Raw genomic sequence first — 25,394 nt, 5'->3', positions numbered from 1 at the left:
AGCGGCTTCGCTTACCCGGCGAAACACGCCGCACAATCTTCCGCAATTTCCCTGCTGTCATCTACACTTAACAAAAAACAGTAAGGAAACTCCTATGCGCATTCTGCCTGTTATCGCCGCGGTGACAGCCGCGTTTTTAGTGGTTGCCTGCAGTTCCCCTACCCCTCCCTCCGGCGTCACTGTTGTAAGTAATTTCGACGCTCAACGTTTCCTCGGAACCTGGTATGAAATCGCCCGGCTCGATCATCGGTTTGAGCGGGGGTTAGAGAAAGTCACAGCACATTACAGTTCGATGGACGACGGGGGTATTCAGGTGATCAACCGTGGATACAATCCGGATCGGCAGATGTGGCAACAGTCGACGGGAAAAGCGTACTTTACCGGCGACCCGCGCCGGGCCGCGCTAAAAGTCTCGTTCTTTGGCCCGTTCTATGGCGGGTACAATGTCATCGCCCTCGACAGAGAGTACCGCCATGCGCTGGTCTGCGGGCCGGATCGCGACTATTTATGGATACTCTCCCGCACGCCGACCATTTCGTCAGAGATGAAACAGCAGATGCTGGACGTTGCGACCCGGCAAGGGTTTGATGTGTCAAAACTCATCTGGGTAGAACAACCGCATTAGTGGGCGCTGAGTTTCAGCCCAATGATACCGCACACAATCAACGCGAGGCTGGCGATACGCGCCAGACTCGCCGACTCTCCCAGCAGCAAAATCCCGGTAATCGCCGCGCCCACTGCACCAATGCCCGTCCAGACAGCATAGGCCGTCCCCACCGGCAAAGAGCGCATCGCCCAGGAGAGCAGCACAATACTCACAATCATGGCGGTAACGGTAATCACGCTGGGTGTCAGGCGGGTAAATCCGTGGGTGTACTTCAGACCAATTGCCCAAACCACTTCGAGCAGACCGGCGATAACAAGAATAATCCAGGACATTTCAGGCTCCTTAACTTAACTGCAAGTTGGGGCCGTCCCCGGTGAACGAAACGCTTACGGGTCGTCCCGTAAGGCATAGATTAGGTCACTTATTTTGGTTAACGAACGATTTTTTTTCAATCCCTTTGTGCTGAACCTGTTAAGGCAAGAAATAGCCTCAGTATGGCGCGTAGTTCAGGCATTTATCACTCATCCGACTTCTCTATCATGATGTGCTTTCTGATGGCAGGAAGCCAAACCACTAGCCGACTGCGAATCTATTATGTTCAAAATTCTTTTGATTGACCGATGTCACTTCACCCGCGCGGGGTTTGAAGCATGGCTCAATCATTCCGGTTTGTTTCCCGGGCACTTCGTCGTGACCGGGCTGAATAATCTCATCCTCGCCAGAGAGCATATTCTGCAGTGGGATCCATCGGTGGTTATCGCCGATCTGCACGGCTTTATGCAGGACATTCACCATTTCCAGCAGCTTTCTTCCCTGCTGAACGCCAGTGAAAAAGTGCCTTTCATTTTGCTGCAGTCGGGGGAAGATAAAGAGATGGCAGGCTTTCTGTCCCAATTTCCGATATGGGCTTCGCTTACCAAAAATGTCGGACTGGAGACGCTGGCGACGGTCATCAACGACGCCCTGACGACTCGCGCAAGCGTTGAGATCCCTGCGGTCGCGGCCCCTCTGCTCACTCGCCAGGAGGAGAAGGTGTTGACGCTGTGGATGGATGGCGCAAGCAATCAGAAGATTGCCACTCACCTGAGTATCAATGGAAAAACGGTCTATACCTATAAGCGAAATATCCGCATGAAATTGCATATGGATACGCGCTTTTCCCCGTTTTTATCTCTGCAGGAATCAGAAAACTGACGGTACGAAACCCGTCCGGGCCCGTACCGTTTTTAAATTACTGCTGAGCTTTTGTTGCCGCGCCGGAGATTGCACTACCGCCTTCAGAAATGTCCTGACCAACGCCGCGCGTGGTATTACAGGCCGTTAACACTGAAGAAAGTACCAGAACTGAAAAGATCGCTGCAATTGTCTTCTTAACCATAATATCTTCCTTTTATAGCCAGAGTTGTTTTGTGTATAGCAACTTAAGGATAGACAAGATCCCGCCAGTTGACGGAAAAGGAAGCATTTTTAGGAAAATTAGACGGGATTAGCTGGCGGCGTGAGAAATGATATGGCCGAGATCCTGGATATCCTCCCCCATTCCACGTGTGGTATTACAGCCGGAAAGCAACGCGCTGGACAGCGCTAACAGAAGCAGAATTTTAACGGTGCGTTTCATCATCCCTGCCTGCAAAAATCAGGCGCAGCAACGCTGCGCCTTAACACTTACTTCACGCGAGATACGTATTCGCCGGAGCGGGTATCCACTTTGATCACTTCGCCAGTCTGTACGAACAGTGGCACTTTAACCACGGCACCGGTAGACAGTTTCGCTGGCTTACCACCTGTACCGGCGGTGTCACCTTTCAGACCTGGGTCAGTTTCAACGATTTCCAGTTCAACGAAGTTCGGTGGGGTAACCGCGATAGGCTGGCCGTTCCACAGGGTCACGATGCACTCAGCCTGATCGAGCAGCCATTTGTCGCTATCGCCAATGGCTTTAGCGTCAGCAGACAGCTGTTCGAACGTTTCGTTGTTCATGAAGTGCCAGAACTCACCGTCGTTGTACAGGTAAGTCAGGTTCATATCGACAACATCAGCGCCTTCAGCGGAGTCAGTAGACTTGAAGGTTTTTTCGACACGGGTACCGGTCAGCAGGCGGCGCAGCTTAACGCGTGCAAATGCCTGGCCTTTACCTGGTTTAACGAATTCGCTGGCTTCAACCGCATACGGTTCGCCGTCCAACATGATTTTAAGACCAGCACGAAAATCGTTGCTATAGTACGTTGCCATAAGGCCCTCTAAATTTGTTAACTGGTAGCTTAGCCACAAAATGGCGCATATTGTAACCCTAAACACCCCGTCCAGAGAAGATTGGTTATCGCAACTTGCCGATGTAATCACCAGTCCTGATGAATTACTGCGTCTTCTTGAGCTCGAACAGCATACCGATTTGCTGGCCGGCCGGGAGGCGAAGCGGCTTTTCGCCCTGCGCGTTCCCCGCGCGTTTGTTGCCCGTATGGAGAAAGGCAATCCTGACGATCCATTATTAAAACAGACGCTTACCGCACAGGAAGAGTTCATTACGGCACCGGGCTATAGCACCGATCCGCTGGAAGAGCAGAACAGCGTGGTACCCGGTTTGCTGCACAAGTATCTGAACCGTGCGCTGCTGCTGGTGAAAGGTGGCTGTGCGGTAAATTGCCGTTATTGCTTCCGTCGACACTTCCCGTATGCCGAAAATCAGGGCAATAAACGCAACTGGCAGGTCGCGCTGGACTATATCGCCGCCCATTCTGAGCTGGATGAGATCATTTTTTCCGGTGGCGATCCGCTGATGGCGAAAGATCATGAGCTGGACTGGCTGCTGACCCAGCTTGAAGCCATTCCGCATATTAAGCGCCTGCGCATACATAGCCGTCTGCCGATTGTTATTCCGGCACGTATCACTGACGGACTGGTCTCACGACTTGAGCAGTCCCGCCTGCAGGTGCTGCTGGTGAACCATATCAATCACGCCAATGAAATTGATGATGCATTTCGTGCGGCAATGGTGCGTTTACGCAAGGCAGGCGTGACACTTCTGAACCAGAGCGTGCTGCTGCGCGGTGTAAATGATAATGCCCACGTGCTGGCGGACCTCAGCAATGCGCTGTTTGATGCGGGAGTGATGCCCTATTACCTGCACGTGCTGGATCGCGTTCAGGGTGCGGCCCATTTCATGGTGACGGATGAAGAAGCCCGGCAGATCGTGCGTGAACTGTTAACGCTGGTGTCAGGTTATATGGTGCCGAAGCTGGCGCGTGAGATTGGCGGTGAACCGAGCAAGACGCCGCTGGATTTGCAGCTAAGACAGAGCTAGTTTCCCCTCAGCCTAACCCTCTCCCGGTGGGAGAGGGAAAAAGGCAATCAGTTCGGGCACTTATAGACCTGGCCATTCATCTGGCTGGCGGTTGGCACGAAGCTGGATAACATTCCCTGCGTCGGGCTGCTTACCCCGTAAATCACGTTGCCACCCATCGCCGCGGCCTGGTTACGCAAGGCATTGGCCGCGCCACGCATAGAGCCGCCCTCTTCGCCGTGCTGACCCGACATCCAGTTGCTTTGCTCACCGGTTGCCGTGCCTAAAAACTGGCACTCGTTACCCGGCTTATCTTCCACAAAGCGAACGCCCTGACCCGCTGCAGTCAGCTCATTGCTGGAGCTACAACCCGCCAGCAGCAATGCTGCTCCTACAATCCCTGCACAGACTTTTACGCGCATGTTATTCCTCGTTTTCAATAAGCTGGACAGTAGTTGTCCGTGTGTAAACCTTATACTAAAAAGATGACCAAAAGAAAAACCTCCGTGCGTTTCTGCGAGATATCAAGCACGAATGGTGCCTTCGCCTCCCCTAAATGAATTCTGATAATCACCCCGCGGATATCGTTTTTTTATGCTTTTTCGTTTTTAGTGACAGGCCACCGGCTTATTTTTTGCGCGTGTGGTGACAGGGAAACATAAAAACAGGAGGCAACATGAGTGAAGTATCCCCGAATCAGGGGAAAGTGACGTGGGTAGGGTATCTCGCTTTCTTTCTAACCATCATTTTCTTTTCTGGCTTTTTCGCCAAAGCCACCGAATGGTGGCGAGTCTTTGATTTCACCGTGCTGAACGGCACATTTGGTCAGGTTAACGGCGAAGGCGCCGCAAGCGTCTCTTTTCGCGGCACAGGCGGTACCGGCGCAAAAGATGGCTTTCTGTTTGCGCTGGAACTGGCACCGTCTGTTATTTTGTCGCTGGGCATCATTTCAGTGACCGAAGGGCTGGGCGGGCTGCGGGCGGCACAGCAATTGATGACGCCCGTTTTGAAACCGTTGCTGGGCATTCCAGGCATTTGTTCTCTGGCGCTTATCGCCAATTTGCAAAACACCGATGCGGCAGCAGGTATGACCAAAGAGCTCGCCGATGAAGGCGTTATCAGCGACAGGGAACGAGCGATTTTCGCCACCTTTCAGACCAGCGGTAGCGCAATTATCACCAATTACTTCTCGTCCGGCGCGGCGCTGTTCACCAGCATCACCGTGCCGGTTATCACCCCGCTGGCAGTGATCCTTGTCTTTAAATTTATAGGTGCCAATTTTCTCAGAGCATGGATTGCGCACATGGAAACCCGTCAGATCAAGGAGAGAGAAGATGACCGCCGAAGTGCGTAAAAACCTGATGGATCTCTTTATCGACGGCGCTCGCCGCGGCTTTACCATCGCCACCACCAGCCTGCTGCCAAACGTCGTAATGGCCTTTGTGATCATCCAGGCGCTGAAGGTAACAGGATTGCTGGATATCGTTGGCCGCGTTTGCGAGCCGATTATGGCGCTGTGGGGGCTGCCCGGAGAAGCCGCCACCGTGTTGCTGGCGTCGGTGATGAGCATGGGCGGCGGTGTGGGTGTCTGCGCAAGCCTGGTGGTGGCAGGGTCGCTCAGCGGGCATGACGCCACCGTACTGCTTCCGGCTATCTATCTGATGGGTAATCCGGTGCAAAACACCGGCCGCTGTCTCGGTACGGCAGGGGTAAACCCTAAATACTATCCGCATATTATTGGCGTCTGCGTAATTAACGCTCTGCTCTCTATGTGGGTCATGCAACTGCTGTTCTAAAACAAAAAACCCCGGACAGCGATGCCCGGGGTTTTTTATTAAGAGGTAGCGCCCAACGCCTGATGGCTGCCGGGCGAAGGGGGCAATTACATCATGCCGCCCATACCACCCATGCCGCCCATACCACCAGCAGCACCTAAGTCAGGTGCGTCGCCTTTAGGCAGGTCGGTCACCATGCACTCGGTAGTGATCATCAGGCCAGCTACAGATGCCGCATACTGCAGAGCAGAACGGGTCACTTTAGTTGGATCCAGGATACCGAAGTCGATCATGTTGCCGTATTCTTCTGTTGCCGCGTTGTAACCGTAGTTACCTTCGCCCGCTTTCACGTTGTTGGTAACAACAGATGGCTCTTCACCGGCGTTGGAAACGATCTGACGCAGAGGCGCTTCCATCGCGCGCAGCGCAACTTTGATACCCACGTTCTGGTCTTCGTTCTGACCGGACAGGCCAGCCAGTTTGGCGGCAACACGCACCAGCGCAACACCACCACCAGCAACCACGCCTTCTTCTACCGCAGCACGGGTCGCGTGCAGGGCATCGTCAACGCGTGCTTTTTTCTCTTTCATTTCAACTTCGGTAGCCGCACCGACTTTGATTACCGCAACGCCGCCTGCCAGTTTCGCTACGCGCTCCTGCAGTTTTTCACGGTCGTAATCAGACGTTGCTTCTTCAATTTGCTTACGGATCTGAGCAACACGGCCCTGAATAGCGGACTCTTCACCCACGCCATCGATGATGGTGGTGGTGTCTTTGTTGATCACAACACGTTTCGCCTGGCCCAGGTCTTCCAGGGTCGCTTTTTCCAGCTCCATACCGATCTCTTCAGAGATTACGGTACCACCGGTCAGGGTAGCGATGTCCTGCAGCATAGCTTTACGACGGTCGCCGAAGCCAGGTGCTTTAACCGCAGCCACTTTCACGATGCCACGCATGGTGTTAACCACCAGGGTCGCCAGCGCTTCGCCTTCAACGTCTTCAGCGATGATAACCAGTGGCTTGCCTGCTTTCGCAACGGCTTCCAGCACTGGCAGCATTTCGCGGATGTTGGAAACTTTCTTATCAGCCAGCAGGATGAACGGGCTTTCCAGCTCAACAGCGCCAGTTTCTGGCTTGTTGATGAAGTATGGGGACAGGTAACCGCGGTCGAACTGCATACCTTCAACCACGTCCAGTTCGTCTTCCAGACCGGTACCGTCTTCAACGGTGATCACGCCTTCTTTACCGACTTTGTCCATCGCTTCAGCGATCAGTTTACCTACGGTTTCGTCGGAGTTAGCGGAGATGGTACCTACCTGAGCAATCGCTTTAGAGTCAGAGCATGGTACGGACAGCGCTTTCAGTTCTTCAACAGCGGACGCGACAGCTTTGTCGATACCACGTTTCAGATCCATTGGGTTCATGCCCGCAGCAACGGCTTTCAGACCTTCAGTGATGATTGCCTGCGCCAGTACGGTCGCGGTGGTGGTACCGTCGCCTGCAGCGTCGTTCGCTTTAGAGGCCACTTCTTTCACCATCTGCGCGCCCATATTTTCGAACTTGTCTTCCAGCTCGATTTCACGTGCAACGGAAACACCATCTTTGGTGATGGTTGGCGCGCCGAAGGATTTATCCAGCACTACGTTACGGCCTTTCGGGCCCAGGGTGACTTTCACTGCGTCTGCCAGTACGTTTACGCCGCGGAGCATTTTTACACGAGCGTCGTTACCGAATTTTACGTCTTTAGCTGCCATGTTCTTATTTCCTCAAATTCGTACAGTTTCGTGCGTTAATTACGCTTCAACAATTGCCAGAATGTCGCTCTCGGACATGATCAACACTTCTTCATTGTCGATCTTCTCGGATTTCACGCCGTAGCCATCGTTGAAAATGACGATGTCACCAACTTTAACGTCCAGTGGCTGCACAGTTCCGTTTTCCAGGATGCGGCCCTTACCGACAGCGATGACTTCGCCACGCGTTGATTTTGCTGCTGCAGAACCCGTCAGAACGATGCCGCCAGCAGACTTGGTTTCAACTTCTTTACGTTTGACGATCACACGATCATGTAACGGACGAATACTCATTGATAGCTCTCCTTTGAGAAAGTCATTATCAGTTATGGATGACGCCGGGCCGCACACGGTTTTCCGGCTAGTGCCCTGAGAGATGGGGATAGCTTTTTACCCCTTCAAGGGGGAGTCGAAAAAAAATTTGCGAAAGTGTTACCATCGGCTCTCTTTGAATGGTGGCGGGACGATGTCAATGAGTGGACTCAAGCAGGAGTTGGGGCTGGCGCAGGGGGTCGGCCTGCTCTCAACCTCCTTGTTAGGAACAGGGGTGTTTGCGGTGCCCGCACTGGCGGCGCTGGTTGCCGGTAATAACAGCCTGTGGGCGTGGCCGGTGCTGATTGTGCTGGTGTTCCCGGTTGCGATCGTGTTCGCCATTCTGGGAAGGCATTTTCCCAGCGCGGGCGGCGTGGCGCACTTTGTCGGCATGGCGTTTGGCCCACGACTGGAGCGCGTCACCGGCTGGCTGTTCCTTTCCGTCATTCCGGTTGGTCTGCCTGCGGCGTTGCATATCGCAACCGGCTTTGGGCAAGCGCTCTTCGGCTGGCATGACGAAGCACTGCTGCTGGCTGAGCTGGGTACGCTGGCTATCGTCTGGTGGGTGGGCTCACGCGGGGCCAGTTCCAGCGCTAACCTGCAGACGATCGTCGCGGTGCTGATTGTCGCGCTCATCGCCGCTATCTGGTGGGCAGGTGATATTCGCGTCGAGGAGATCCCCTTCCCGACCATCCCCGATATCGATCATGCGCAGCTATTCGCTGCGCTGTCAGTCATGTTCTGGTGTTTTGTCGGTCTGGAAGCGTTCGCCCATCTGGCGTCGGAGTTTAAGCATCCCGAGCGCGATTTTCCGCGAGCCCTGATGATTGGCCTGTTGGTCGCAGGCACGGTTTACTGGGCCTGTACTGTGCTGGTGCTGCACTTCGACGCTTTTGGCGCAGATAAAGCAGCCGCCGCTTCGCTGCCGGGTATCGTGGTGCAGCTGTTTGGCGTAAAAGCGCTGTGGGTGGCCTGTGTGATTGGCTATCTGGCCTGTTTTGCCAGCCTCAATATTTACATCCAGAGCTTTGCGCGGCTGGTGTGGTCTCAGGCGCGCAATAAACCGCAGAGCCGTCTTGCGCAGTTGTCTAAGCGTCAGCTGCCGGTGAATGCGCTGAATCTCGTGCTGGGAAGTTGCGTCGTGAGCACGTTGTGTATTTACGCGCTTAAGATCAATCTGGATGCGCTAATCATTTATGCCAACGGCATATTTATTATGATCTACCTGCTGTGCATGCTGGCGGGTTGTCGTCTGTTGAAGGGTCGCTATAAAGCACTGGCCGTTGTCGGGGGAGTGCTTTGCCTGCTGTTGCTAATGATGGTGGGATGGAAGAGTATGTACGCCGTCGTCATGCTGGCAGGGCTGTGGGTGGCGCTTTAGTCGCGCCCGGTAAGCGAAGCGTCACCGGGCAAAGACATTACCGATCGTCTTTATGATCCAAACGGTCGTGTTGGTCATCCTTACGCTGGTATTCCCCTTCAAACGTATCACCCGGGCCGGTGCTGAATCCGCCGCCCGGCATCCGGCTGAAGCGCAGATGCGGCAGCAGCTTCATGGTCAGGTGTTTTTGCACCGGCGGCAACAGCAGCAGCAGTCCGAGGAAGTCGGTGAAGAAGCCCGGCAGGATCAGCAGCAGACCGGCAATAATCAGCGATACGCTTTTGATCATCTCGGCCGCCGGGCTCTCGCCTGCGGCCATCTTCTGCTGCATTAACAGGAAATTTTTGAAACCCTGATTACGCACCAGCGACATGCCGATGACGGAGGTGAAAATCACCAGAATCAGCGTCAGCAGGACGCCCAGCACATGGGCGACCTGGATAAAAATTGAAATCTCAATGTAAACATAGAGAAAGAAAGCAATAAACGGTATCCAGCGCACTGGCATCTCCTGTGTGGCAGGTGCCTTTTGGCCCCTGTCTGAATGTGTTCGCGACACGCGTCTGTAAGAGATGAGGACGGTTAGCTAAAATTCAATCGGTTTGCACGGATATTTTTTTTGGAAATATTAAAGCGGTGACCCATTTCACAGATTAATAATTATCATGGAATCGGGTCGATAATAAGTGATCCAGCTTACGGCAATTCGCTATCATCAGCATATGATCTCGAGCAATTGGCCGATTGAGGGAATAATCGTCGGTCAGAAAATATTCAAAACCACATAAATACTGTGTGTTTAGTACAATCCATCGGCAGCTTGAAAAGAAGGTTCACATGTTAAACAACATTCGTATCGAAGAAGACTTGTTGGGTACCAGGGAAGTTCCAGCGGATGCCTACTACGGTGTCCACACTCTGAGAGCGATTGAAAACTTCTACATCAGCAACAGCAAAATCAGCGACATTCCTGAGTTTGTCCGTGGCATGGTGATGGTGAAGAAAGCGGCAGCGCTGGCAAACAAAGAGCTGCAAACCATTCCTAAAAGCGCGGCAAATGCGATTATCGCGGCCTGCGATGAAGTGCTGAACAACGGCAAATGCATGGACCAGTTCCCGGTTGACGTCTATCAGGGCGGCGCGGGCACCTCCGTCAACATGAACACCAACGAAGTACTGGCAAATATCGGCCTGGAGCTGATGGGCCACCAGAAAGGTGAATACCAGTACCTGAACCCGAACGATCACGTCAACAAATGTCAGTCCACTAACGACGCCTACCCAACCGGCTTCCGCATCGCGGTTTATGCCTCCGTTGTGAAACTGGTCGACGCCATCAACCAGCTGGGCGACGGTTTCCAGCGCAAAGCGGTTGAGTTCCAGGACATTCTGAAAATGGGTCGTACCCAGTTGCAGGATGCGGTGCCAATGACCCTCGGTCAGGAATTCCACGCGTTTAACGTGCTGCTGAATGAAGAAACCAAAAACCTGCTGCGCACCTCCGAGCTGCTGCTGGAAGTGAACCTGGGCGCCACCGCCATCGGTACGCGTCTGAACACCCCGGATGGCTATCAGCAGCTGGCGGTTCAGAAACTGGCTGAAGTCTCTAACCTGCCGGTGGTGCCTGCGGAAGACCTGATTGAAGCCACCTCCGACTGCGGCGCCTACGTCATGGTACACAGCGCCCTGAAACGTCTGGCGGTGAAACTGTCCAAAATCTGTAATGACCTGCGCCTGCTCTCTTCCGGCCCACGCGCTGGCCTGAACGAAATCAACCTGCCAGAACTGCAGGCCGGTTCGTCCATCATGCCAGCGAAAGTGAACCCGGTAGTGCCAGAAGTGGTGAACCAGGTTTGCTTCAAGGTTATTGGTAACGATACGACCGTAACCATGGCCTCTGAAGCCGGTCAGCTGCAGCTGAACGTCATGGAGCCCGTGATTGGCCAGGCGATGTTCGAATCTATCCACATCCTGACTAACGCCTGCTATAACCTGCTGGAAAAATGCATCAACGGCATTACCGCGAATAAAGAAGTCTGCGAAGGTTACGTGTACAACTCCATCGGGATCGTCACCTACCTTAACCCGTTCATTGGCCACCATAACGGCGACATCGTCGGTAAGATTTGCGCGGAAACCGGTAAGAGCGTGCGTGAAGTCGTACTGGAGCGCGGACTGTTGACCGAAGCCGAGCTGGACGATATCTTCTCCGCCCAGAACCTGATGCACCCGGCATATAAAGCGAAACGATACACCGATGAAAGCGAACAGTAACCGTTCAGGCTAAGCTTCCGAAAGGCACGTCACTTGTGACGTGCCTTTTTTCTTTTTAGGCGTTACCAAAATACAACAATTCAATATCAACTTGTTAATAAGCAAGGCAGGTCCTTATGTTTGGAGCAGAACTCGTCATCGTCCTGTTGGCGATTTATTTGGGAGCAAGACTCGGGGGTATCGGCATCGGTTTTGCCGGCGGTCTCGGGGTGCTCGTTCTTACCCTTATCTTTCAGATTAAACCCGGCGCAATCCCGTTTGACGTTATCGAAATCATCATGGCAGTTATTGCCGCTATCGCCGCCATGCAGGTGGCTGGCGGTATGGACTACCTGGTGAGTCTGGCGGAGCGTATGCTGCGCCGTCATCCTAAATACATTACCTTCCTTGCCCCGCTGGTGACCTGGTTCATGACCATTCTCGCCGGTACCGGTCACACTGCCTTTTCCACGCTGCCGGTGATTACCGAAGTGGCGAAAGAACAGGGTATCCGTCCATCTCGCCCGCTCTCTATTGCGGTGGTGGCCTCCCAGATTGCGATTACCGCCTCGCCTATCTCCGCAGCAGTGGTGTTCTTCGCCGGTATCCTGGAACCCATGGGTGTGAGCTATCTGACGCTGCTGGCGATCTGTATTCCGGTAACGTTGATTGCAGTCATGATCACCGCCGTGCTGTGTAACTTCCTCGGCGCTGAACTGAAAGACGATCCGGTTTATCAGGAACGTCTGGCCAAGGGCGAAGTGAGCTTGCGCGGTAGCCAGGTCTTCAAACTGAAGCCGCATGCGAAACGCTCCGTGGTGCTGTTCCTGATCGGTATCGTGGCGGTGATGTTCTACGCGACGGCCATCAGTGACACAGTAGGCCTCATCCAGAACCCGGTTCTGCCGCGTAACGAAGCGATTGTGGTATTCATGCTGACCATCGCAACCCTGATCAGCATCACCTGTAAAATCGATACCAGCGAAGTGCTGAATGCCAGCACCTTTAAATCCGGTATGAGCGCCTGCGTGTGCGTGCTGGGTGTGGCATGGCTCGGTGATACCTTCGTAAAAGCGCACATTAGCGATATCCAGACCGTTGCGGGTGACCTGCTGCACAACTACCCATGGCTGCTGGCGGTGGTGCTGTTCTTTGCCGCGACCCTGCTTTATTCTCAGGCTGCCACGACCAAGGCGCTGATGCCTGCGGCTCTGATGCTGGGCGTAACGCCACTGACGGCCATTGCCTCGTTTGCTGCCGTTTCTGCCCTGTTCGTTCTGCCCACTTATCCAACCCTGCTGGCGGCGGTTGAAATGGATGACACCGGTTCAACCCGCATCGGTAAGTATGTGTTTAACCATGCGTTCCTGATCCCGGGTGTGGTCGCGATTACGCTGTGCGTGATCCTCGGCTTTATCATCGGCGGCGTCGTGCTGTAAACCATTTCGGGTTGTAAAAATAGTTAAAATCGGGCCGCTCTGCGGCCCGTTTCATTAATGACCAATCGCCTTGCGTGATATAGTGACCACTTTCGTGATGAGGAGGTCGACTTGTGAACACGCCTGATGCTGTTGTCGTATTGTGTACCGCCCCTGATGAAGCTTCCGCCCAGGATCTCGCCGCCAAAGTATTGGCCGAAAAACTGGCTGCCTGTGTAACCCTCCTCCCCGGAGCGACCTCCCTTTATTATTGGGAAGGCAAACTGGAGCAGGAGTATGAAGTCCAGATGTTGCTCAAAACCAACCCGGCAAACCAGCAGGCGCTTCTTGACTGCCTCAAATCTCATCATCCTTACCAAACCCCGGAACTGCTGGTATTGCCAGTGCTCCACGGTGATAACGATTATCTCTCATGGCTCAACGTTTCCTTACGCTGATCCTGCTGCTGTGCAGCACGTCAGTCTTTGCCGGGTTGTTTGACGCGCCCGGCCGTTCGAACTTTATTCCTGCCGATCAGGCATTTGTTTTCGATTTCCAGCAAAACCAGCATGACCTCAACCTCACCTGGCAGGTGAAAGAGGGCTATTACCTGTATCGTAAGCAGGTCAGTATCACACCCGCTCAGGCAAGCGTGGGCGCGCTGCAACTGCCTGCGGGAGAATGGCACGAGGATGAGTTTTACGGCAAAAGCGAGATTTATCGCCAGCACTTAAGCGTGCCCGTAACGGTGCAACAGGCAGACAAAGGCGCTACGCTCACCGTCACTTACCAGGGCTGTGCCGATGCAGGCTTCTGCTATCCCTCAGAAACGAGGATCGTTCCGCTTAGTGAAGTTAAAGCGTCTGCCGCCAACGTTGCTCCTCTTCCTGCAGAGGTCAAGCGTGAAGGTGAGCCTGCGTCAGACCTCCCTTTCTCCGCGCTCTGGGCCTTGCTGATTGGTATCGGCATCGCCTTCACGCCATGCGTACTGCCGATGTACCCGTTGATCTCCGGGATAGTACTGGGCGGAAAACAGCGTCTTAGCACCACCCGCGCGCTACTGCTTGCCTTTATTTACGTGCAGGGAATGGCGTTAACCTATACGGCACTCGGCCTCGTGGTTGCGGCGGCCGGCTTACAGTTCCAGGCGGCTCTTCAGCACCCTTATGTCCTTATCGGCCTGTCGGTGGTGTTTATCCTGCTGGCATTGTCGATGTTTGGCCTGTTCACCCTGCAACTGCCGTCTTCCCTGCAAACCCGCTTAACGCTGCTCAGCAACCGCCAACAGGGGGGGTCAGCGGGTGGCGTGTTTGCGATGGGAGCTATCGCCGGGCTGATTTGTTCGCCCTGCACCACTGCTCCGCTTAGCGCGATTCTGCTCTATATCGCCCAGAGCGGTAATATGTGGCTTGGCGGCGGTACGTTGTACCTTTACGCGCTTGGGATGGGTCTGCCGCTGATCCTGGTCACGGTATTTGGCAACCGCCTGCTGCCGAAGAGCGGGCCGTGGATGGAGACGGTGAAAACCGCGTTTGGCTTTGTCATTCTGGCGCTGCCGGTCTTCCTGCTGGAGCGTATTGTCGGTGACGTCTGGGGGATGCGCCTGTGGGCGATGCTCGGCGTAGCGTTCTTCTCCTGGGCGTTTATCGTCAGTCTGGGGGCAAAAAGCGCGTGGATGCGTCTGGTACAAATCGTCCTGCTCGCCGCTGCGCTGGTGAGCGTGCGTCCACTTCAGGATTGGGCATTTGGCACGCCAGTGGCTCAGAACCAGGCGCATCTGAATTTCATCCAGATTAAGAACGTGGATGATCTTAATCAGGCTCTGGCCCAGGCGCGCGGCAAACCGGTGATGCTCGATCTCTACGCAGACTGGTGCGTTGCCTGCAAAGAGTTTGAAAAGTACACCTTTAGCGACCCGCAGGTGCAAGGTGCGCTAAACGGGACCGTTCTGCTTCAGGCAAACGTGACCGCCAACAATGCGCAGGATAAAGCCCTGCTGAAGCAACTTAACGTGCTCGGACTACCGACCATTCTGTTCTTCAATCAACAGGGTGAAGAACAGCCAGGGCAGCGTGTAACCGGGTTTATGGACGCGGCGGCTTTCAGCGCGCATTTGCGCGATCGCCAACCGTAAACAACACTTTAAACGGGACAACCGTTGGGAATAACGGAGGAGAGAACCGTGCAACGCGAAGACGTACTGGGACAAGCCCTGCAATTACTTGAGATTCAAGGGATCGCCAGCACCACGCTTGAGATGGTAGCCGACCGTATCGATTACCCTCTGGATGAGCTTACGCGCTTCTGGCCCGATAAAGAGGCGCTGCTTTATGATGCCCTGCGCTACCTCAGCCAGCAGGTTGATATCTGGCGCAGGCAGCTGATGTTGAATGAAGAGCTGACCGCCGAACAGAAGCTGCTGGCGCGCTATACCGCGCTGACGGAATGTGTAAGTAACAACCGCTATCCGGGTTGTCTGTTTATCGCCGCCTGCACGTACTACCCCGATCCAGGCCATCCGATCCATCAGCTGGCGGATCAGCAAAAACGGGCGGCGCACGACTTCACCCACGAACTGCTGACAACGCTTGAAGTGGATGATCCGGCAATGGTGGCAAAGCAGATGGAACTGGTGCTGGAAGGCTGCCTGAGCCGTATGCTGGTAAACCGTAGCCAGGCCGATGTGGATACCGCTCACCGCCTGGCAGAGGACATCCTGCGCTTTGCCCAGTGCCGCATGGGCGGCGCGTTGACGTAAGCGTAATTTGACCTGTTTGCTTCAGAAGTCAGCGCATTGCCGCAAACTTAAGCAGTTGAACAGCTTTTCCAGAAATAGTGTTGACGATCGGGCGGGATTGCGGTTTAATGCGCTCCGTTGCCCGGATAGCTCAGTCGGTAGAGCAGGGGATTGAAAATCCCCGTGTCCTTGGTTCGATTCCGAGTCCGGGCACCACTATTTAAAGAACCCAGCCTATGGCTGGGTTTTTGCTTTTCAGCGCCAAAACACCGGGGGCATTCCCCTCAGATGACTTTCAACGTCAAACTATTCACGCTTCCTCATCTACTCTCCATGGCCCCTCGGTGCATGATTCACTCGAACGTAAAGCAGGGCATTTAGCTGCAATACAACAATATTATTTTGAATCAAAAAACATGAATTCATAAGTATTAATACAGGAACGTTAATACATTTATTGGGAATTTTCTTAACGTCCTGCGAGATTATAATTAGTATTTTTCAAAAGTCTTAGATATATCTATTTGACTTCCGTGCCATTGTTGCAAATAAAAATACCCCTTGTTAGAATGCAAACATAATTATGTCGCATCCTTTGACAAAAACCACTGATGATGCTTTTGCATTTTATCCCGTATAACCTGGCCATATTTTTCCAGCGGAAGAAGTAAGTGTCTAACTTTATAAATTGAAATACCGCACAGATTGGCAAGCTCCCTCGTGGACAGTCCCTGCGTGCTATGATCTTTAAGTAAATTGAGAATCAACATTTGTTCCGGGCCTCTGATCATCGCCAGACCACTTATTCCCATTTCCGCCGCTAACATCTGCAGATTGTCGTGAGGTGCGTTGTAGCCTGGATGTACAGCCTCCGGGTTGTATGAACACAGTGAGAGTTTCATTGTCGACTCCTGAGTTTTGAAGGAGTTAGCAGTATGAAATCCCTTGAGTCAACCAGCAACATTAGCTTCAAATGAAAGTAAAAACAGTGTTTTTATCTGGCTTTCATACTGTTTTATCAAAAACAGTCGGTATGTGAGAGAAAAGTAGGGCTTAGGGAGGAGAGGGATATGAGGTACGATATTGAGGGATTTATCACTTTTGATACGGAGGATGCATCTCTCCTTAATGTGCTTACCGGGGATTGCGTTGAATTATCTCAGACATCGACGCGTCTATTAGCAGAATTACTCAATCACCGCGGCGATATCCTGTCCAGAAGTGAAATTTTTCATTCCGTGTTTGATCAGTACGGCGCCAGAGCATCAAATAGTAACCTCAATCAATATATCTCAACGTTACGCAGAAATCTGAACGACCTGGGCGTGGAAAAAGAGATTATCACTACCGTTCCCCGCATTGGTTTTAAGATTGCAGATGATGTCATCATCCATAACGACCGCGAGTATCGAACCCCGTTCCTGGAAGAAAAAACCTCAGAAGCCACGCGCAACCCCCCTCCTCCTTCGGTGTTTGAAAGGATAGCCCGAATAATCGCGCTAGGTATTGTGTCAATCCTTTTAGTAATAAGGCCTCACACCGTCGATTCAGGGAATAACGTACATAAAATAGTTGATGACCAATGCATCATTTTTACATCCCCCGCACTGTCGCTATGGGATGTAAAAAATAGCTTTCATTTTACAACACAACCATTCGACTGTTCGCAGCCAAAAGAACTGTACCTTTACAAGAAGCAGATAAATGGAACCTTAGGTAACATTATACAATTGCTACTCGTTGAGTGTGATAACGGTAACTGCGAAAGTTTTTATTACAGAGAAAAAAACAATGTCTAAGCGCGTCTTTTTCCTGTTGCTCTGCCTCGCTCTCTTCCTGGCGGGGGGGATGTATTCATTTACCAGCCCCGCTGTTTTCTCCTGCGAATCGCAATTTTCTGTCGTACAAAACATTAACGGCAAAAGTGTCCATGCTGAAGGGCTGATTTTTATCAACATGGCGAACGATCATATCCTCATGAATATCGATGGGTTACTCTCTCATGACAATAAAAACCAACTGATTTCGCGAACGCTCAAGATAAAATTCAAAAAATTCAACCCCAGCGCGCATTTATATCAAGTCACGAGTGTCCGCACCCTGCGCGACAGCACAGATAATATTGATGACACTGTCGCCATAAATTTATTATTTGGCAAAGGGCCAGACGACAAAATAATTTACCTCAATAAATTCAATAATAATACATTACTCTTTGGTAACCACACATTTCCGCAGTATGGTTGCAAACGAAAATAATTTGTGTGGTTTTCTTTAACGAAGCACAGCGTAAGTTAAATTTTCAATATCATGAATATAAACTTAATAGAATCACTGGCTTGCATCTCAAAAATAATAGACATGATCAATCCTCGGCTTAACTTGCATCATGTCAGAACGGCGTATATTGCCTGGCTCCTGGCACGAGAGTCGCAGTTTACGCCTGCGCAATGTCGGAAAACCCTGCTGGCGGCCCTGCTTCATGATATTGGAGGACTGAATGAAGAGTCTCGCCTCCAGCCTATGAGCTATTACGATAATGAACTCAATAACCACGCTGCTGTGGGAGCGGAATTGCTGGCCAGTGTCCCTTTACTGAATCCGCTGAACGCCATTGTGCGATATCATCATACCCACTGGAATAATGGTCGGGGGGCGTGTGTTAATGGCATTAAAACCCCGAAAGAAAGCCATATCATTTATCTGGCCGATCGTCTGGATGTATTAATCTCTCACTACCGGGCCAGCGATGTCATCACCGCACAAGAAGAAATTATAAAAATTATTGTCAGCGGTGAGAACGACCTGTTTCAACCTGACTATATCCATGCCTTCCAAAGGGTCGCAAGCAGGGATCATTTTTGGCTAAGAATTCAATCAACAGAGTTTGACGATTATATTAAAGAAATCCCCCGCATTCATAACGACACCCTCTCATTACACAACTTTCGCGATATCGCCGGTATGCTGGCGTTTATTATAGATGGATTCAGTCAACATGGGGTTCAGCACTCTCTGGTGGTCGGGCGAATATCGGGATACCTTGCCAGAGAAATGGGTATTCCTCCCGTGCAGTGTTTAAAGATTGAAATCGGAGGGCTATTGCATAATCTCCCGAGCCTGGCCCTGTGCGCCACACCGGCACAGACCGATGAGGGAAAAGCAGTTTGGGATGAGCTCTATCCTATTGAGGCAATAAGAGACATAGCAGGATGGTGTCAGCTTCAGAAATCCGTAGATGCAAAATCCGCTTATCCGCCGGAAGTGACGATTATCAAAGCCAGCATTTGGCTGGCCTCGTTACTTCAGGGGGTCACGCTATCGTCCGAATTTAAGGCCCGGGTAGGTGAAACGGCGGAAATCGCCCCCGCGCTGGCGGGTATCGTGCAGCAACACAGTGCGATTTTATTACAGATATTCCATGAGTCGGTCAAAGAACGACGCGCTCTGGTACAGCGAATTAATCAACTGACCCTGTCATGAGCCGCGGGAAGTCGCCCTTCTCGCGGCTGCCTTAACTCAGGCTGACAGCCCTCCGTCCAGCACCAGCGTTTGCCCGGTGAGATAGCGGCTTCCTTCTCCGGCCAGAAAGGCAACAGCGTGCGCCACGTCCTGCGTTTGCCCCAGACGGCGTAAGGGAATGCTCTGCCGCATGGCTTTCAGGCGGGCTTCAGGGATAGCCTCAACCATTTCACCTTCAATCAGTCCCGGCGCCAGACAGTTAACCCGAATGCCAAAGCGTCCCATCTCCTGCGCCAGCGAACGCGTCAGGCCAATCATTGCGGCCTTACTGGCTGCATAGGCCGTTTGGCCGCTATTGCCCTTTATTGCCGTTACGGACGACATCAATACCACAGCTCCGCTCCCCTGCATCATCATGGCGGGTAAAAGCGTTCGGTTCCAGTTCACGAGCGCAACCAGGTTGTTCGTTAGCACATCCTGCCAGTCGCGTGCCGTTTGATGAATATGCAGTGCGTCACGGGTCATTCCGGCGTTGTGTACAATGGCCGCTGGTGCGCCAAACTCGTCAAGTAGCGACGTCGCCAGCCGTTGGACATCCGCCTCATCGCGGCCATCGCAGCGGTAACCTTTTACCCAGGTTGCCGTGCGCAGACCTTGCGCCTGCGCCAGCGTACGGCCAATTCCGGCCTCATTGCGGCCGGTAAACACAATGTTCCACTCGGGCAGAAGGTGGCTCACCAAAGCCTGTCCGATTCCTCTGCTGCCGCCGGTGATCAACATCCATCTCTTTGCCATCTCAGCCAGCCATTTCCTGGTCGATGTACAGACTCAAATCGCGAAGGGTCATTTGCGGCTTTTTCATAAACATTTCGGCCGTAAGCGTCACGTTAAACTCGCGTTTCGCCAGTACCATCAGTTCAACATAATCGAGGCTGTCAAGTTCCAGCTGCGGCAGCGTCGTGTCCGGTGTCAGCGCCTCCAGCGGAAGATCTTTTGCATCAGCAATCATTTCGCTGATTTTGCTGTAGATGATTTCATACGAGTTCATTTGCATTTCCTTTTGTCAGCGGGCCAACTTTCAGCGTCACGGCACTGCTGATGTAGTGTTGTTGATAGCGGGTTTGCGCAGCAATTCGCACCACTGCGCCATATCTAAGATCGCCAACCACCGTGGCGGGTAATGTCTCTATCTCAAGCGGTTCCGGTAAAGGCACCGTCTGCCAGGGCGCGAGCAGATGGCTGTCAAAAACAACCTCCTGATGGGTCTGGACAACGGGATAGCGGGTAAACAACGCCTCCAGCGTATGACCAGACGGTATCAGCGGTGCGATGTCTTTCTGATGTAACAGCGCGGTATCCTGAAGAAGATGGCGAAATAGCAGGGCATCAAGAAAATGCCACTGCTGTGCGTGGGGAAGCAGGGGCAAAAACGTCTGATGTAGCGCGGCAATGGTTGATGCGCCGAGTTCTCGCTGACTTTCTGCTTCTGCCACAGCAAAAAGGTTAACCGGCGCGATAGCACATGAAAGGCAGACCGTTTGAGCGGTAAGATCGTATACGGAGGCTGAAACAGACTTGTTGGGATCGCACATCAGAAGATAAGTGGTATCCCGCCACAGCGGCCTGCGCAACCGCACGGTACACTTCAGAAAGGATGAGCGGCGAACTTCCGGACTGATGAACCGTTTGACATCCAGCAGGGCGCGCATACCGTGCACGCTGAGCCGGCTTCCACCCTGCGATTTCACCCAGGCTTTATCAAAATGCACGGGGTTGTAATCCCCTGAAAATGCAGCCCATAGCCGCGCATCCTGTTGGCTGTAACGCAGCGTCATCATGAATGTTTCTCCAGAATCAACGCCGCGTTTGCGCCACCAAACCCAAAGCTCAGGTTGAGCGTACGGCGGATAGTGGCGTGACGATGCCCTTCAACGACATAATCCAGATCACAGCACTCATCCGCATGCTGAAAATTGGTCGTCGCGGGGATAATGCCGTTGGCAATGGCCTGCAGGCAGACGATGCTCTCGAACGCGCCTGCGGCTGAAATTAAGTGCCCGGAGTAAGACTTCGTGCTGGAAATGGGAACAGTCCAGACCGCCTCCCCCAGCGCCATTTTTAGCGATTGCGTTTCGTTGATGTCATTGAGCGGTGTCGAGGTACCGTGAGCGTTAATATAGTCCAGGTGCTCGGGTTCAAGTCCGGCCTGCCGCAGCGCGGAGATGATGGTTTGCACGCGCGCAAGGCAGTCTTCAGCGGGCGAGGTAAAATCCCAGGCGTCGGAGAAATTGGCGTAACCCGTAATTTCGCCAAGAATGGTCGCGCCGCGCGCAAGCGCCCCCTCGCGCGACTCCAGACACAGTACCGCCGCCCCCTCCGACAGCACGAACCCATTACGGTGGGCACTGAAAGGACAGCTGGCGCGCTGCGGATCCTGCGTTTCTTTACTTAACGCCCCTAATACGTCGATATTCCAGATCGCGCAGGGACTGGTCAGCGACTCCCCGGCCCCCGCCAGCATCATCTGCGCTCTGCCGGTGCGGATCACCTCGTAGGCTTCGCCAATGGCGATGGTTCCCGTCGCACAGGCCGCTACCACGGTGTTCTGGAAGCCGTTGAGCCCCCAGAACTGGCTACAGGCGGCAGTGGTGACGCTAGGCATCGAATAAAAACAGTTAAACGGCGAGGCGAAGCCCGTTGCCGAAAAATCGCTCTGCGCATCGTAGCTTTCGTCCAGCCCTCCCCAGCCGGTCCCCATGATCGCGCCGCAGTCTAGCGGGCTATAGAACTCCTGCGGTGGCTGGCCGCCAAAAGCCATCGCCATGGCCTGACGCGCCGCGCCAAACGTGAGCCGGGCAAAACGCGGCAGACGGCGTCTGACGGCGGCAGGAACCCCAATCAGGCTGGGTTCGTTGTCCACCAGCCCGAGAAAATGGGTTTTGATATTCCGCGCCGTGTAATCGACGTAGCGATATCCCAGCCGATAGTCCATGATCGCCTGCCAGCTCTCACCAGCCGTCACGCCAAGGGGGGTAACGGCCCCATAGCCGGTAACAACCACCCGATTATCTCCATTTTTCAGCTTCATCTTTTATCATCCTGTTTTGCGTGTCGCCCCCTTGTGCCAGCCAGAGCTGCAGCGTAGCGTAAAGGTAGTCGTACTGGGTTTGCGCGAGGGCCTTCTCTGTGTTCAGCAGATCGTCCTGCGCGTTGAGCAGCGTCTGGAAATCCACCGCACCTGCGCGATAACGGCTTTCCGTAAGGGATAATCGCCGCTGGCTAAGCGCCAGCGACTGATGGAGTCGGCTGCGTTGCTCATCTGCACTCAGCCGGTTTTCCATAGCCTCATCCACTTCAGCGAGTGCGGTATAGGCGGTAGAACGAAACGCGATCGCGGCCTGTTTTATCGCTAAATCCGCCTGCGCAACGGTGAGCTGACGGGTGTTCCACTGGATAAACGGCAAGGCCAGCGCGGCCCCTGTTGTACGGATAGGATCGCGGAACCAATGGCTAAAAACCTGGCTCCCGGCATTCAGAGACGCATCAAGAGAAAGCGTGGGGTAAAACTGCAGGCGAGCCGCGTCGTAACCCGCAAGCGCGGCGCGCAGGCGCGACTCAGCAGCCTGAATATCTGGCCGCTGAGCGATCACCCGTAGCGGCGTTTTTTGTGCCACAGGCACCTGCTGATGCACGTCCAGCTCGCGCAATTCATCGGCATGTTGTTCCGCAGGCCTGTTAAGCATCAGTGCCAGCGCACTGCGTGTGTTCTGGCGCTGCTGAACCAACGTTCTGAGCTGATTTTGTCGCGCCAGCAGCGCCTGCTGTGCTTGCAGAACATCAAGTTGCCCCACCTTTCCGGCGTTAAACCATGAGGACACCTGTTGCACGGTCTGTTCAGAGACAGTCAGACCGTCACGCTGATGGCGGATCTGCTGGTTATACAAGGCGATACGCCAGTAAAGCTGAGCGGTGAGGCCCATCGTTGAGAGAACGGTTGCACGGTAATCCTGCTCGCTTGCCCTGGCCTGCCATTCGCTTTGCTCACGGGTGCGCGCCAGTTTTCCCCACAGGTCCAGCTCCCAGGCGATGGCAACACTGCCGCTGTAGTTCTCCTGTGGAGGTGCCCCCCGACGCACATTTTTACTGTTACTGGCGGCTCCACTCACTCTGACGTCGGGGGAGATGTTGGTGCTGGTGAGCCCTGCCGCAACGCGTGCTTGCTGCAGCGTGAGGGCTGCCGCTGCAAGATCGTTATTGCTTTCCAGTACCTGTTCAATCACCCGAGACAGGCGGGGATCGCTAAAACGCCAGCTGTTTTCCGTCCCCTTTTCCGCCATCGTGGGCCACTGTGTGGGCAATGACAGCAGCGGGCGCTGGTAGTCGCTGCGGGTCATCGCGCGGCAACCCGCCAGGAGTAGCAGTACGGCTAAAAAGAGGTATCGTGTCATTCGCGAGCCAGCGCCTCCGTAGGGTTAAGGCGAGCCGCGCTGCGCGCCGGGAAATAACCAAACGTGAGGCCGATCGCAGCAGAAAAACCGCAGGCCATCAGCACCGGGAATACGGTAAACACCATTGAAAAGGCGTCCGTCACGAAGGCAAAAATATGCCCTGCCAGCCAGGCGCCTGACACCCCCACCAGGCCACCGAGCACGCAGATCATCACCGCCTCAATGAGAAATTGGTTCATGATGTCTGCGGGTCGAGCCCCCACGGATAATCGAATGCCGATTTCATGCGTCCGCTCCGTCACCGACACCAGCATGATATTCATCACACCCACGCCGCCCACCAGCAGCGAGATAGCCGCGATCGCCGTAATCAGAAGCGACATGGAGTCCGACGTTTTTTGCATGGCATTCGCCAGCCGATCGTCGGTTTGTATAAAGAAATCTTTTCGTCCGTGTTCCCGCAGCAGGTGGCGCTCCACGCGCTGCGCGGCCTCCTGTGATGTCAGCGGCGGCTGAAAACGCAGCACCAGCGACTCCAGCGGTATTTGCCCCGTCAGCCGCTGCTGCAAAGCAGTATGCGGAACCCACGCCGCCATGAAGCCCCCCACCACTTTCGGCCCGGGTCGAGTGGCCACGCCGATCACGCGCCACGGCGCACCGGCAATCTGCACAAGTGCACCGAGCGGATTTTCCCCACCGGGGAACAGCGTATCTCGCCCGGTTTCATCCAGGATCATAACCGGTTCACCTTCCGCAACATCGCGCGCCGTGAAGCCATTACCCTGAACAACGCGCAGCCCTTGCAGGGTGAAAAAGTCCTGTGATACCCCGGACAGCATCATCGAGGAATCCAGACCTTTGCGGACCGCGAGTGCAGTGCTGCTGACGACCGGCGAGACGCCCATCACCCACGGCAGCGCCTGCAAACTGCGCACGTCTTCCATCGACAGCGCGCGCGCCATGTCCGGACGCGCGTTGCCCCATCCGGTGCCCGGGCGGATCTCAAGCGTCGTATTTCCCAGCTTGCCTATCTCATCCACGATCGCCCGCCGCGCGCCTTCCCCTACCGCCATTGACGACACCACCGACGCGATGCCAATGATGATCCCCAGCATGGAAAGAAACGCACGCATACGGTGCCCAAGCAGTGCACGCCAGGCCATACGAACCGACTCGCGAAAACGGCTCGCCAGCGACGCTCGGCCGTTGTCCTGCTCCGGCAGCAGCGTTGAGGGATGAACCTCAGCGTGCCGTACATCGCTGATGATTCGCCCGTCGCTAATCTCAATAATACGCTGCGCCTGTCGGGCGATATCGCGGTCATGGGTAACGATAATCACCGTGTGACCCGACGCATGCAGCTGATGCAGCACGCCCATCAGAGCCTTACCACGGGTACTGTCGAGCGCGCCGGTAGGTTCGTCTGCCAGGATAATGTGTGCACCGTTGATCAATGCCCGACAAATGCTCACCCGCTGCTGTTGTCCACCCGACAGCTCCGCTGGACGGTGCTGGAGACGGTTTTCCAGCCCGAGCTGAACAGCTAACCTCTGCACACGGGCGGTACGCTCCTGTTCCGACATTGCGGTGTACAGCGCGGGAATGGCAATGTTTTCTTCTGCGGTCAGATACGGCATCAGGTGATAGCGCTGAAAAATGAATCCCAGGTAACGGCTGCGCAGATCGGCAAGGTAGAGGCTATCCGCGTTATGCACGGGCGTGCCGTTGATCAGGACTTCTCCGGACGTGGGCTTGTCCAGGCAGCCAATGATGTTCATCAGCGTGGACTTACCCGAGCCGGATGCCCCCACAATCGCCACCATTTCACCGCGATGAAAGGTCAGTGAAATATCACTCAGCACCGCTAACGTTTGAGTGCCCGCGTGGAATCGTCTGCACACCCGCCGTAATACGATAATCGGCTCCAT

Annotated in this window: 29 protein-coding genes and 1 tRNA gene; 15 read left to right on the top strand and 15 right to left on the bottom strand. The window is 54.0% G+C overall.

The features are described 5' to 3' along the window. The first annotated feature begins 94 nt into the window (after positions 1–94). Positions 95–625 (top strand): lipocalin family protein, encoded by a 531-nt coding sequence (locus tag AC2FAK_RS00215; RefSeq protein WP_013095269.1) that lies wholly within the window; start codon positions 95–97, stop codon positions 623–625. Here AC2FAK_RS00215 and sugE read toward each other — a convergent pair. Continuing rightward, positions 622–939 carry a quaternary ammonium compound efflux SMR transporter SugE gene (gene sugE / locus AC2FAK_RS00210; protein ID WP_013095268.1) on the bottom strand — a complete coding sequence of 106 codons (318 nt, stop codon included), beginning with the start codon at positions 937–939 and terminating at the stop codon, positions 622–624. The genes AC2FAK_RS00215 and sugE overlap by 4 nt on opposite strands. Before the next feature lie 262 nt (positions 940–1,201). On the opposite strand from sugE, the gene AC2FAK_RS00205 reads away from it, so the two are divergent. Further along, the gene (locus AC2FAK_RS00205) at positions 1,202–1,801 is read left to right on the top strand and encodes a response regulator transcription factor (protein WP_020688984.1); all 600 of its coding nucleotides are present in this window, start codon (positions 1,202–1,204) and stop codon (positions 1,799–1,801) included. Between the two features lie 37 nt (positions 1,802–1,838). On the opposite strand, the gene ecnB is transcribed toward AC2FAK_RS00205, so the two are convergent. The 3 genes from ecnB to efp form a co-directional block, all read right to left on the bottom strand. After that, positions 1,839–1,985 carry a lipoprotein toxin entericidin B gene (gene ecnB, locus AC2FAK_RS00200; RefSeq protein ID WP_003025482.1) on the bottom strand — a complete coding sequence of 49 codons (147 nt, stop codon included), beginning with the start codon at positions 1,983–1,985 and terminating at the stop codon, positions 1,839–1,841. 108 nt (positions 1,986–2,093) lie between these two features. Next, positions 2,094–2,225, bottom strand: a complete 132-nt coding sequence (locus tag AC2FAK_RS00195) for an entericidin A/B family lipoprotein (RefSeq protein ID WP_013095266.1) — start codon at positions 2,223–2,225, stop codon at positions 2,094–2,096. A gap of 47 nt (positions 2,226–2,272) precedes the next feature. Next, positions 2,273–2,839, bottom strand: a complete 567-nt coding sequence (efp, locus tag AC2FAK_RS00190; RefSeq protein WP_014830362.1) for an elongation factor P — start codon at positions 2,837–2,839, stop codon at positions 2,273–2,275. Positions 2,840–2,879: 40 nt separating this feature from the next. On the opposite strand from efp, the gene epmB reads away from it, so the two are divergent. Further along, the gene (epmB, locus tag AC2FAK_RS00185; protein WP_038984041.1) at positions 2,880–3,908 is read left to right on the top strand and encodes an EF-P beta-lysylation protein EpmB; all 1,029 of its coding nucleotides are present in this window, start codon (positions 2,880–2,882) and stop codon (positions 3,906–3,908) included. A 47-nt stretch (positions 3,909–3,955) separates the two neighbouring features. Here epmB and AC2FAK_RS00180 read toward each other — a convergent pair whose 3' ends face one another. Further along, positions 3,956–4,309 carry a DUF4156 domain-containing protein gene (locus AC2FAK_RS00180; RefSeq protein ID WP_013095263.1) on the bottom strand — a complete coding sequence of 118 codons (354 nt, stop codon included), beginning with the start codon at positions 4,307–4,309 and terminating at the stop codon, positions 3,956–3,958. Between the two features lie 254 nt (positions 4,310–4,563). On the opposite strand from AC2FAK_RS00180, the gene AC2FAK_RS00175 reads away from it, so the two are divergent. Together AC2FAK_RS00175 and AC2FAK_RS00170 are read left to right on the top strand one after the other, a co-directional pair. Next, a complete protein-coding gene (locus AC2FAK_RS00175) occupies positions 4,564–5,241 on the top strand; it encodes a nucleoside recognition domain-containing protein (RefSeq protein WP_013095262.1) in 678 nt (225 codons plus the stop codon). Beyond that, a complete protein-coding gene (locus tag AC2FAK_RS00170) occupies positions 5,222–5,683 on the top strand; it encodes a YjiG family protein (RefSeq protein WP_023622425.1) in 462 nt (153 codons plus the stop codon). The genes AC2FAK_RS00175 and AC2FAK_RS00170 overlap by 20 nt, the downstream gene beginning before the upstream one ends. Before the next feature lie 86 nt (positions 5,684–5,769). Here the strand turns inward: AC2FAK_RS00170 and groL are convergent, their stop codons facing one another. Together groL and AC2FAK_RS00160 are read right to left on the bottom strand one after the other, a co-directional pair. Further along, complete coding sequence (groL, locus tag AC2FAK_RS00165; RefSeq protein ID WP_013095260.1) at positions 5,770–7,416, bottom strand: chaperonin GroEL; 1,647 nt, start codon at positions 7,414–7,416, stop codon at positions 5,770–5,772. A gap of 39 nt (positions 7,417–7,455) precedes the next feature. Further along, positions 7,456–7,749: a co-chaperone GroES gene (locus AC2FAK_RS00160; protein ID WP_095455156.1), complete on the bottom strand. Its 294-nt coding sequence runs from the start codon at positions 7,747–7,749 to the stop codon at positions 7,456–7,458. A gap of 178 nt (positions 7,750–7,927) precedes the next feature. Here AC2FAK_RS00160 and yjeH point away from each other — a divergent pair, with 178 nt between their 5' ends. Continuing rightward, entirely contained in the window at positions 7,928–9,148 is a 1,221-nt protein-coding gene (gene yjeH / locus AC2FAK_RS00155; RefSeq protein ID WP_095455157.1) for an L-methionine/branched-chain amino acid transporter, read from the top strand. 37 nt (positions 9,149–9,185) lie between these two features. Here the strand turns inward: yjeH and AC2FAK_RS00150 are convergent, their stop codons facing one another. Beyond that, positions 9,186–9,650 carry an FxsA family protein gene (locus tag AC2FAK_RS00150; RefSeq protein ID WP_013095258.1) on the bottom strand — a complete coding sequence of 155 codons (465 nt, stop codon included), beginning with the start codon at positions 9,648–9,650 and terminating at the stop codon, positions 9,186–9,188. A 335-nt stretch (positions 9,651–9,985) separates the two neighbouring features. Here AC2FAK_RS00150 and aspA point away from each other — a divergent pair, with 335 nt between their 5' ends. The 6 genes from aspA to AC2FAK_RS00120 all read left to right on the top strand — a co-directional run bounded on the left by aspA (position 9,986) and on the right by AC2FAK_RS00120 (position 15,772). Continuing rightward, positions 9,986–11,422: an aspartate ammonia-lyase gene (gene aspA, locus AC2FAK_RS00145; protein WP_003855923.1), complete on the top strand. Its 1,437-nt coding sequence runs from the start codon at positions 9,986–9,988 to the stop codon at positions 11,420–11,422. A 116-nt stretch (positions 11,423–11,538) separates the two neighbouring features. Then, a complete protein-coding gene (locus AC2FAK_RS00140; RefSeq protein WP_013095257.1) occupies positions 11,539–12,840 on the top strand; it encodes an anaerobic C4-dicarboxylate transporter in 1,302 nt (433 codons plus the stop codon). A gap of 113 nt (positions 12,841–12,953) precedes the next feature. Next, complete coding sequence (gene cutA, locus AC2FAK_RS00135; protein WP_013095256.1) at positions 12,954–13,277, top strand: divalent cation tolerance protein CutA; 324 nt, start codon at positions 12,954–12,956, stop codon at positions 13,275–13,277. Further along, positions 13,253–14,953 carry a protein-disulfide reductase DsbD gene (locus AC2FAK_RS00130; RefSeq protein WP_095455158.1) on the top strand — a complete coding sequence of 567 codons (1,701 nt, stop codon included), beginning with the start codon at positions 13,253–13,255 and terminating at the stop codon, positions 14,951–14,953. The genes cutA and AC2FAK_RS00130 overlap by 25 nt, the downstream gene beginning before the upstream one ends. A gap of 48 nt (positions 14,954–15,001) precedes the next feature. Then, positions 15,002–15,577, top strand: a complete 576-nt coding sequence (locus AC2FAK_RS00125; RefSeq protein WP_013095254.1) for a transcriptional regulator — start codon at positions 15,002–15,004, stop codon at positions 15,575–15,577. Positions 15,578–15,696: 119 nt separating this feature from the next. Continuing rightward, positions 15,697–15,772 (top strand) — tRNA-Phe (locus AC2FAK_RS00120). Positions 15,773–16,137: 365 nt separating this feature from the next. Here AC2FAK_RS00120 and AC2FAK_RS00115 read toward each other — a convergent pair. After that, positions 16,138–16,458, bottom strand: coding sequence for a FaeA/PapI family transcriptional regulator (locus tag AC2FAK_RS00115; RefSeq protein WP_014830351.1), 321 nt, complete (start codon positions 16,456–16,458; stop codon positions 16,138–16,140). A 168-nt stretch (positions 16,459–16,626) separates the two neighbouring features. On the opposite strand from AC2FAK_RS00115, the gene AC2FAK_RS00110 reads away from it, so the two are divergent. From AC2FAK_RS00110 to AC2FAK_RS00100, 3 genes are read left to right on the top strand one after another with little or no spacing between them, the layout of a single operon-like run. Beyond that, positions 16,627–17,355, top strand: coding sequence for a winged helix-turn-helix domain-containing protein (locus AC2FAK_RS00110; protein ID WP_023621694.1), 729 nt, complete (start codon positions 16,627–16,629; stop codon positions 17,353–17,355). Continuing rightward, a complete protein-coding gene (locus AC2FAK_RS00105; RefSeq protein ID WP_023621693.1) occupies positions 17,348–17,815 on the top strand; it encodes a FidL-like protein in 468 nt (155 codons plus the stop codon). The genes AC2FAK_RS00110 and AC2FAK_RS00105 overlap by 8 nt, the downstream gene beginning before the upstream one ends. Before the next feature lie 51 nt (positions 17,816–17,866). After that, complete coding sequence (locus AC2FAK_RS00100; protein ID WP_164879471.1) at positions 17,867–19,039, top strand: HD domain-containing protein; 1,173 nt, start codon at positions 17,867–17,869, stop codon at positions 19,037–19,039. Between the two features lie 36 nt (positions 19,040–19,075). On the opposite strand, the gene AC2FAK_RS00095 is transcribed toward AC2FAK_RS00100, so the two are convergent. The 6 genes from AC2FAK_RS00095 to AC2FAK_RS00070 are packed head-to-tail and all read right to left on the bottom strand — an operon-like array spanning position 19,076 to position 25,394. Beyond that, positions 19,076–19,813 (bottom strand): SDR family oxidoreductase, encoded by a 738-nt coding sequence (locus AC2FAK_RS00095; protein WP_165768986.1) that lies wholly within the window; start codon positions 19,811–19,813, stop codon positions 19,076–19,078. A 1-nt stretch (position 19,814) separates the two neighbouring features. Next, positions 19,815–20,066, bottom strand: coding sequence for an acyl carrier protein (locus AC2FAK_RS00090; protein ID WP_023621690.1), 252 nt, complete (start codon positions 20,064–20,066; stop codon positions 19,815–19,817). Then, positions 20,053–20,856, bottom strand: coding sequence for a hotdog family protein (locus AC2FAK_RS00085; protein ID WP_047023519.1), 804 nt, complete (start codon positions 20,854–20,856; stop codon positions 20,053–20,055). Before AC2FAK_RS00085 ends, AC2FAK_RS00090 begins: the two co-directional genes overlap by 14 nt. Then, on the bottom strand, positions 20,853–22,106 hold the full coding sequence (locus AC2FAK_RS00080) for a beta-ketoacyl-[acyl-carrier-protein] synthase family protein (protein WP_046887426.1): 1,254 nt from the start codon (positions 22,104–22,106) through the stop codon (positions 20,853–20,855). The genes AC2FAK_RS00085 and AC2FAK_RS00080 overlap by 4 nt, the downstream gene beginning before the upstream one ends. Further along, on the bottom strand, positions 22,084–23,466 hold the full coding sequence (locus AC2FAK_RS00075) for a TolC family protein (protein ID WP_170942750.1): 1,383 nt from the start codon (positions 23,464–23,466) through the stop codon (positions 22,084–22,086). Before AC2FAK_RS00075 ends, AC2FAK_RS00080 begins: the two co-directional genes overlap by 23 nt. Beyond that, a complete protein-coding gene (locus AC2FAK_RS00070; RefSeq protein WP_095455160.1) occupies positions 23,463–25,394 on the bottom strand; it encodes an ABC transporter permease in 1,932 nt (643 codons plus the stop codon). Before AC2FAK_RS00070 ends, AC2FAK_RS00075 begins: the two co-directional genes overlap by 4 nt.

The organism is Enterobacter cloacae complex sp. 394F7, from assembly GCF_057320385.1.
This window is presented reverse-complemented; position numbering and strand designations above follow the sequence as displayed.

Coding starts and splice junctions, on each gene's coding strand:
- AC2FAK_RS00215 (WP_013095269.1), top strand. CDS start 95: ATGCGCATTCTGCCTGTTATCGCCGCGGTGACAGCCGCGTTTTTAGTG.
- sugE (WP_013095268.1), bottom strand. CDS start 939: ATGTCCTGGATTATTCTTGTTATCGCCGGTCTGCTCGAAGTGGTTTGG.
- AC2FAK_RS00205 (WP_020688984.1), top strand. CDS start 1,202: ATGTTCAAAATTCTTTTGATTGACCGATGTCACTTCACCCGCGCGGGG.
- ecnB (WP_003025482.1), bottom strand. CDS start 1,985: ATGGTTAAGAAGACAATTGCAGCGATCTTTTCAGTTCTGGTACTTTCT.
- AC2FAK_RS00195 (WP_013095266.1), bottom strand. CDS start 2,225: ATGAAACGCACCGTTAAAATTCTGCTTCTGTTAGCGCTGTCCAGCGCG.
- efp (WP_014830362.1), bottom strand. CDS start 2,839: ATGGCAACGTACTATAGCAACGATTTTCGTGCTGGTCTTAAAATCATG.
- epmB (WP_038984041.1), top strand. CDS start 2,880: ATGGCGCATATTGTAACCCTAAACACCCCGTCCAGAGAAGATTGGTTA.
- AC2FAK_RS00180 (WP_013095263.1), bottom strand. CDS start 4,309: ATGCGCGTAAAAGTCTGTGCAGGGATTGTAGGAGCAGCATTGCTGCTG.
- AC2FAK_RS00175 (WP_013095262.1), top strand. CDS start 4,564: ATGAGTGAAGTATCCCCGAATCAGGGGAAAGTGACGTGGGTAGGGTAT.
- AC2FAK_RS00170 (WP_023622425.1), top strand. CDS start 5,222: ATGACCGCCGAAGTGCGTAAAAACCTGATGGATCTCTTTATCGACGGC.
- groL (WP_013095260.1), bottom strand. CDS start 7,416: ATGGCAGCTAAAGACGTAAAATTCGGTAACGACGCTCGTGTAAAAATG.
- AC2FAK_RS00160 (WP_095455156.1), bottom strand. CDS start 7,749: ATGAGTATTCGTCCGTTACATGATCGTGTGATCGTCAAACGTAAAGAA.
- yjeH (WP_095455157.1), top strand. CDS start 7,928: ATGAGTGGACTCAAGCAGGAGTTGGGGCTGGCGCAGGGGGTCGGCCTG.
- aspA (WP_003855923.1), top strand. CDS start 9,986: ATGTTAAACAACATTCGTATCGAAGAAGACTTGTTGGGTACCAGGGAA.
- AC2FAK_RS00140 (WP_013095257.1), top strand. CDS start 11,539: ATGTTTGGAGCAGAACTCGTCATCGTCCTGTTGGCGATTTATTTGGGA.
- AC2FAK_RS00130 (WP_095455158.1), top strand. CDS start 13,253: ATGGCTCAACGTTTCCTTACGCTGATCCTGCTGCTGTGCAGCACGTCA.
- AC2FAK_RS00115 (WP_014830351.1), bottom strand. CDS start 16,458: ATGAAACTCTCACTGTGTTCATACAACCCGGAGGCTGTACATCCAGGC.
- AC2FAK_RS00110 (WP_023621694.1), top strand. CDS start 16,627: ATGAGGTACGATATTGAGGGATTTATCACTTTTGATACGGAGGATGCA.
- AC2FAK_RS00105 (WP_023621693.1), top strand. CDS start 17,348: ATGTCTAAGCGCGTCTTTTTCCTGTTGCTCTGCCTCGCTCTCTTCCTG.
- AC2FAK_RS00100 (WP_164879471.1), top strand. CDS start 17,867: ATGAATATAAACTTAATAGAATCACTGGCTTGCATCTCAAAAATAATA.
- AC2FAK_RS00095 (WP_165768986.1), bottom strand. CDS start 19,813: ATGGCAAAGAGATGGATGTTGATCACCGGCGGCAGCAGAGGAATCGGA.
- AC2FAK_RS00090 (WP_023621690.1), bottom strand. CDS start 20,066: ATGAACTCGTATGAAATCATCTACAGCAAAATCAGCGAAATGATTGCT.
- AC2FAK_RS00085 (WP_047023519.1), bottom strand. CDS start 20,856: ATGATGACGCTGCGTTACAGCCAACAGGATGCGCGGCTATGGGCTGCA.
- AC2FAK_RS00080 (WP_046887426.1), bottom strand. CDS start 22,106: ATGAAGCTGAAAAATGGAGATAATCGGGTGGTTGTTACCGGCTATGGG.
- AC2FAK_RS00075 (WP_170942750.1), bottom strand. CDS start 23,466: ATGACACGATACCTCTTTTTAGCCGTACTGCTACTCCTGGCGGGTTGC.
- AC2FAK_RS00070 (WP_095455160.1), bottom strand. CDS start 25,394: ATGGAGCCGATTATCGTATTACGGCGGGTGTGCAGACGATTCCACGCG.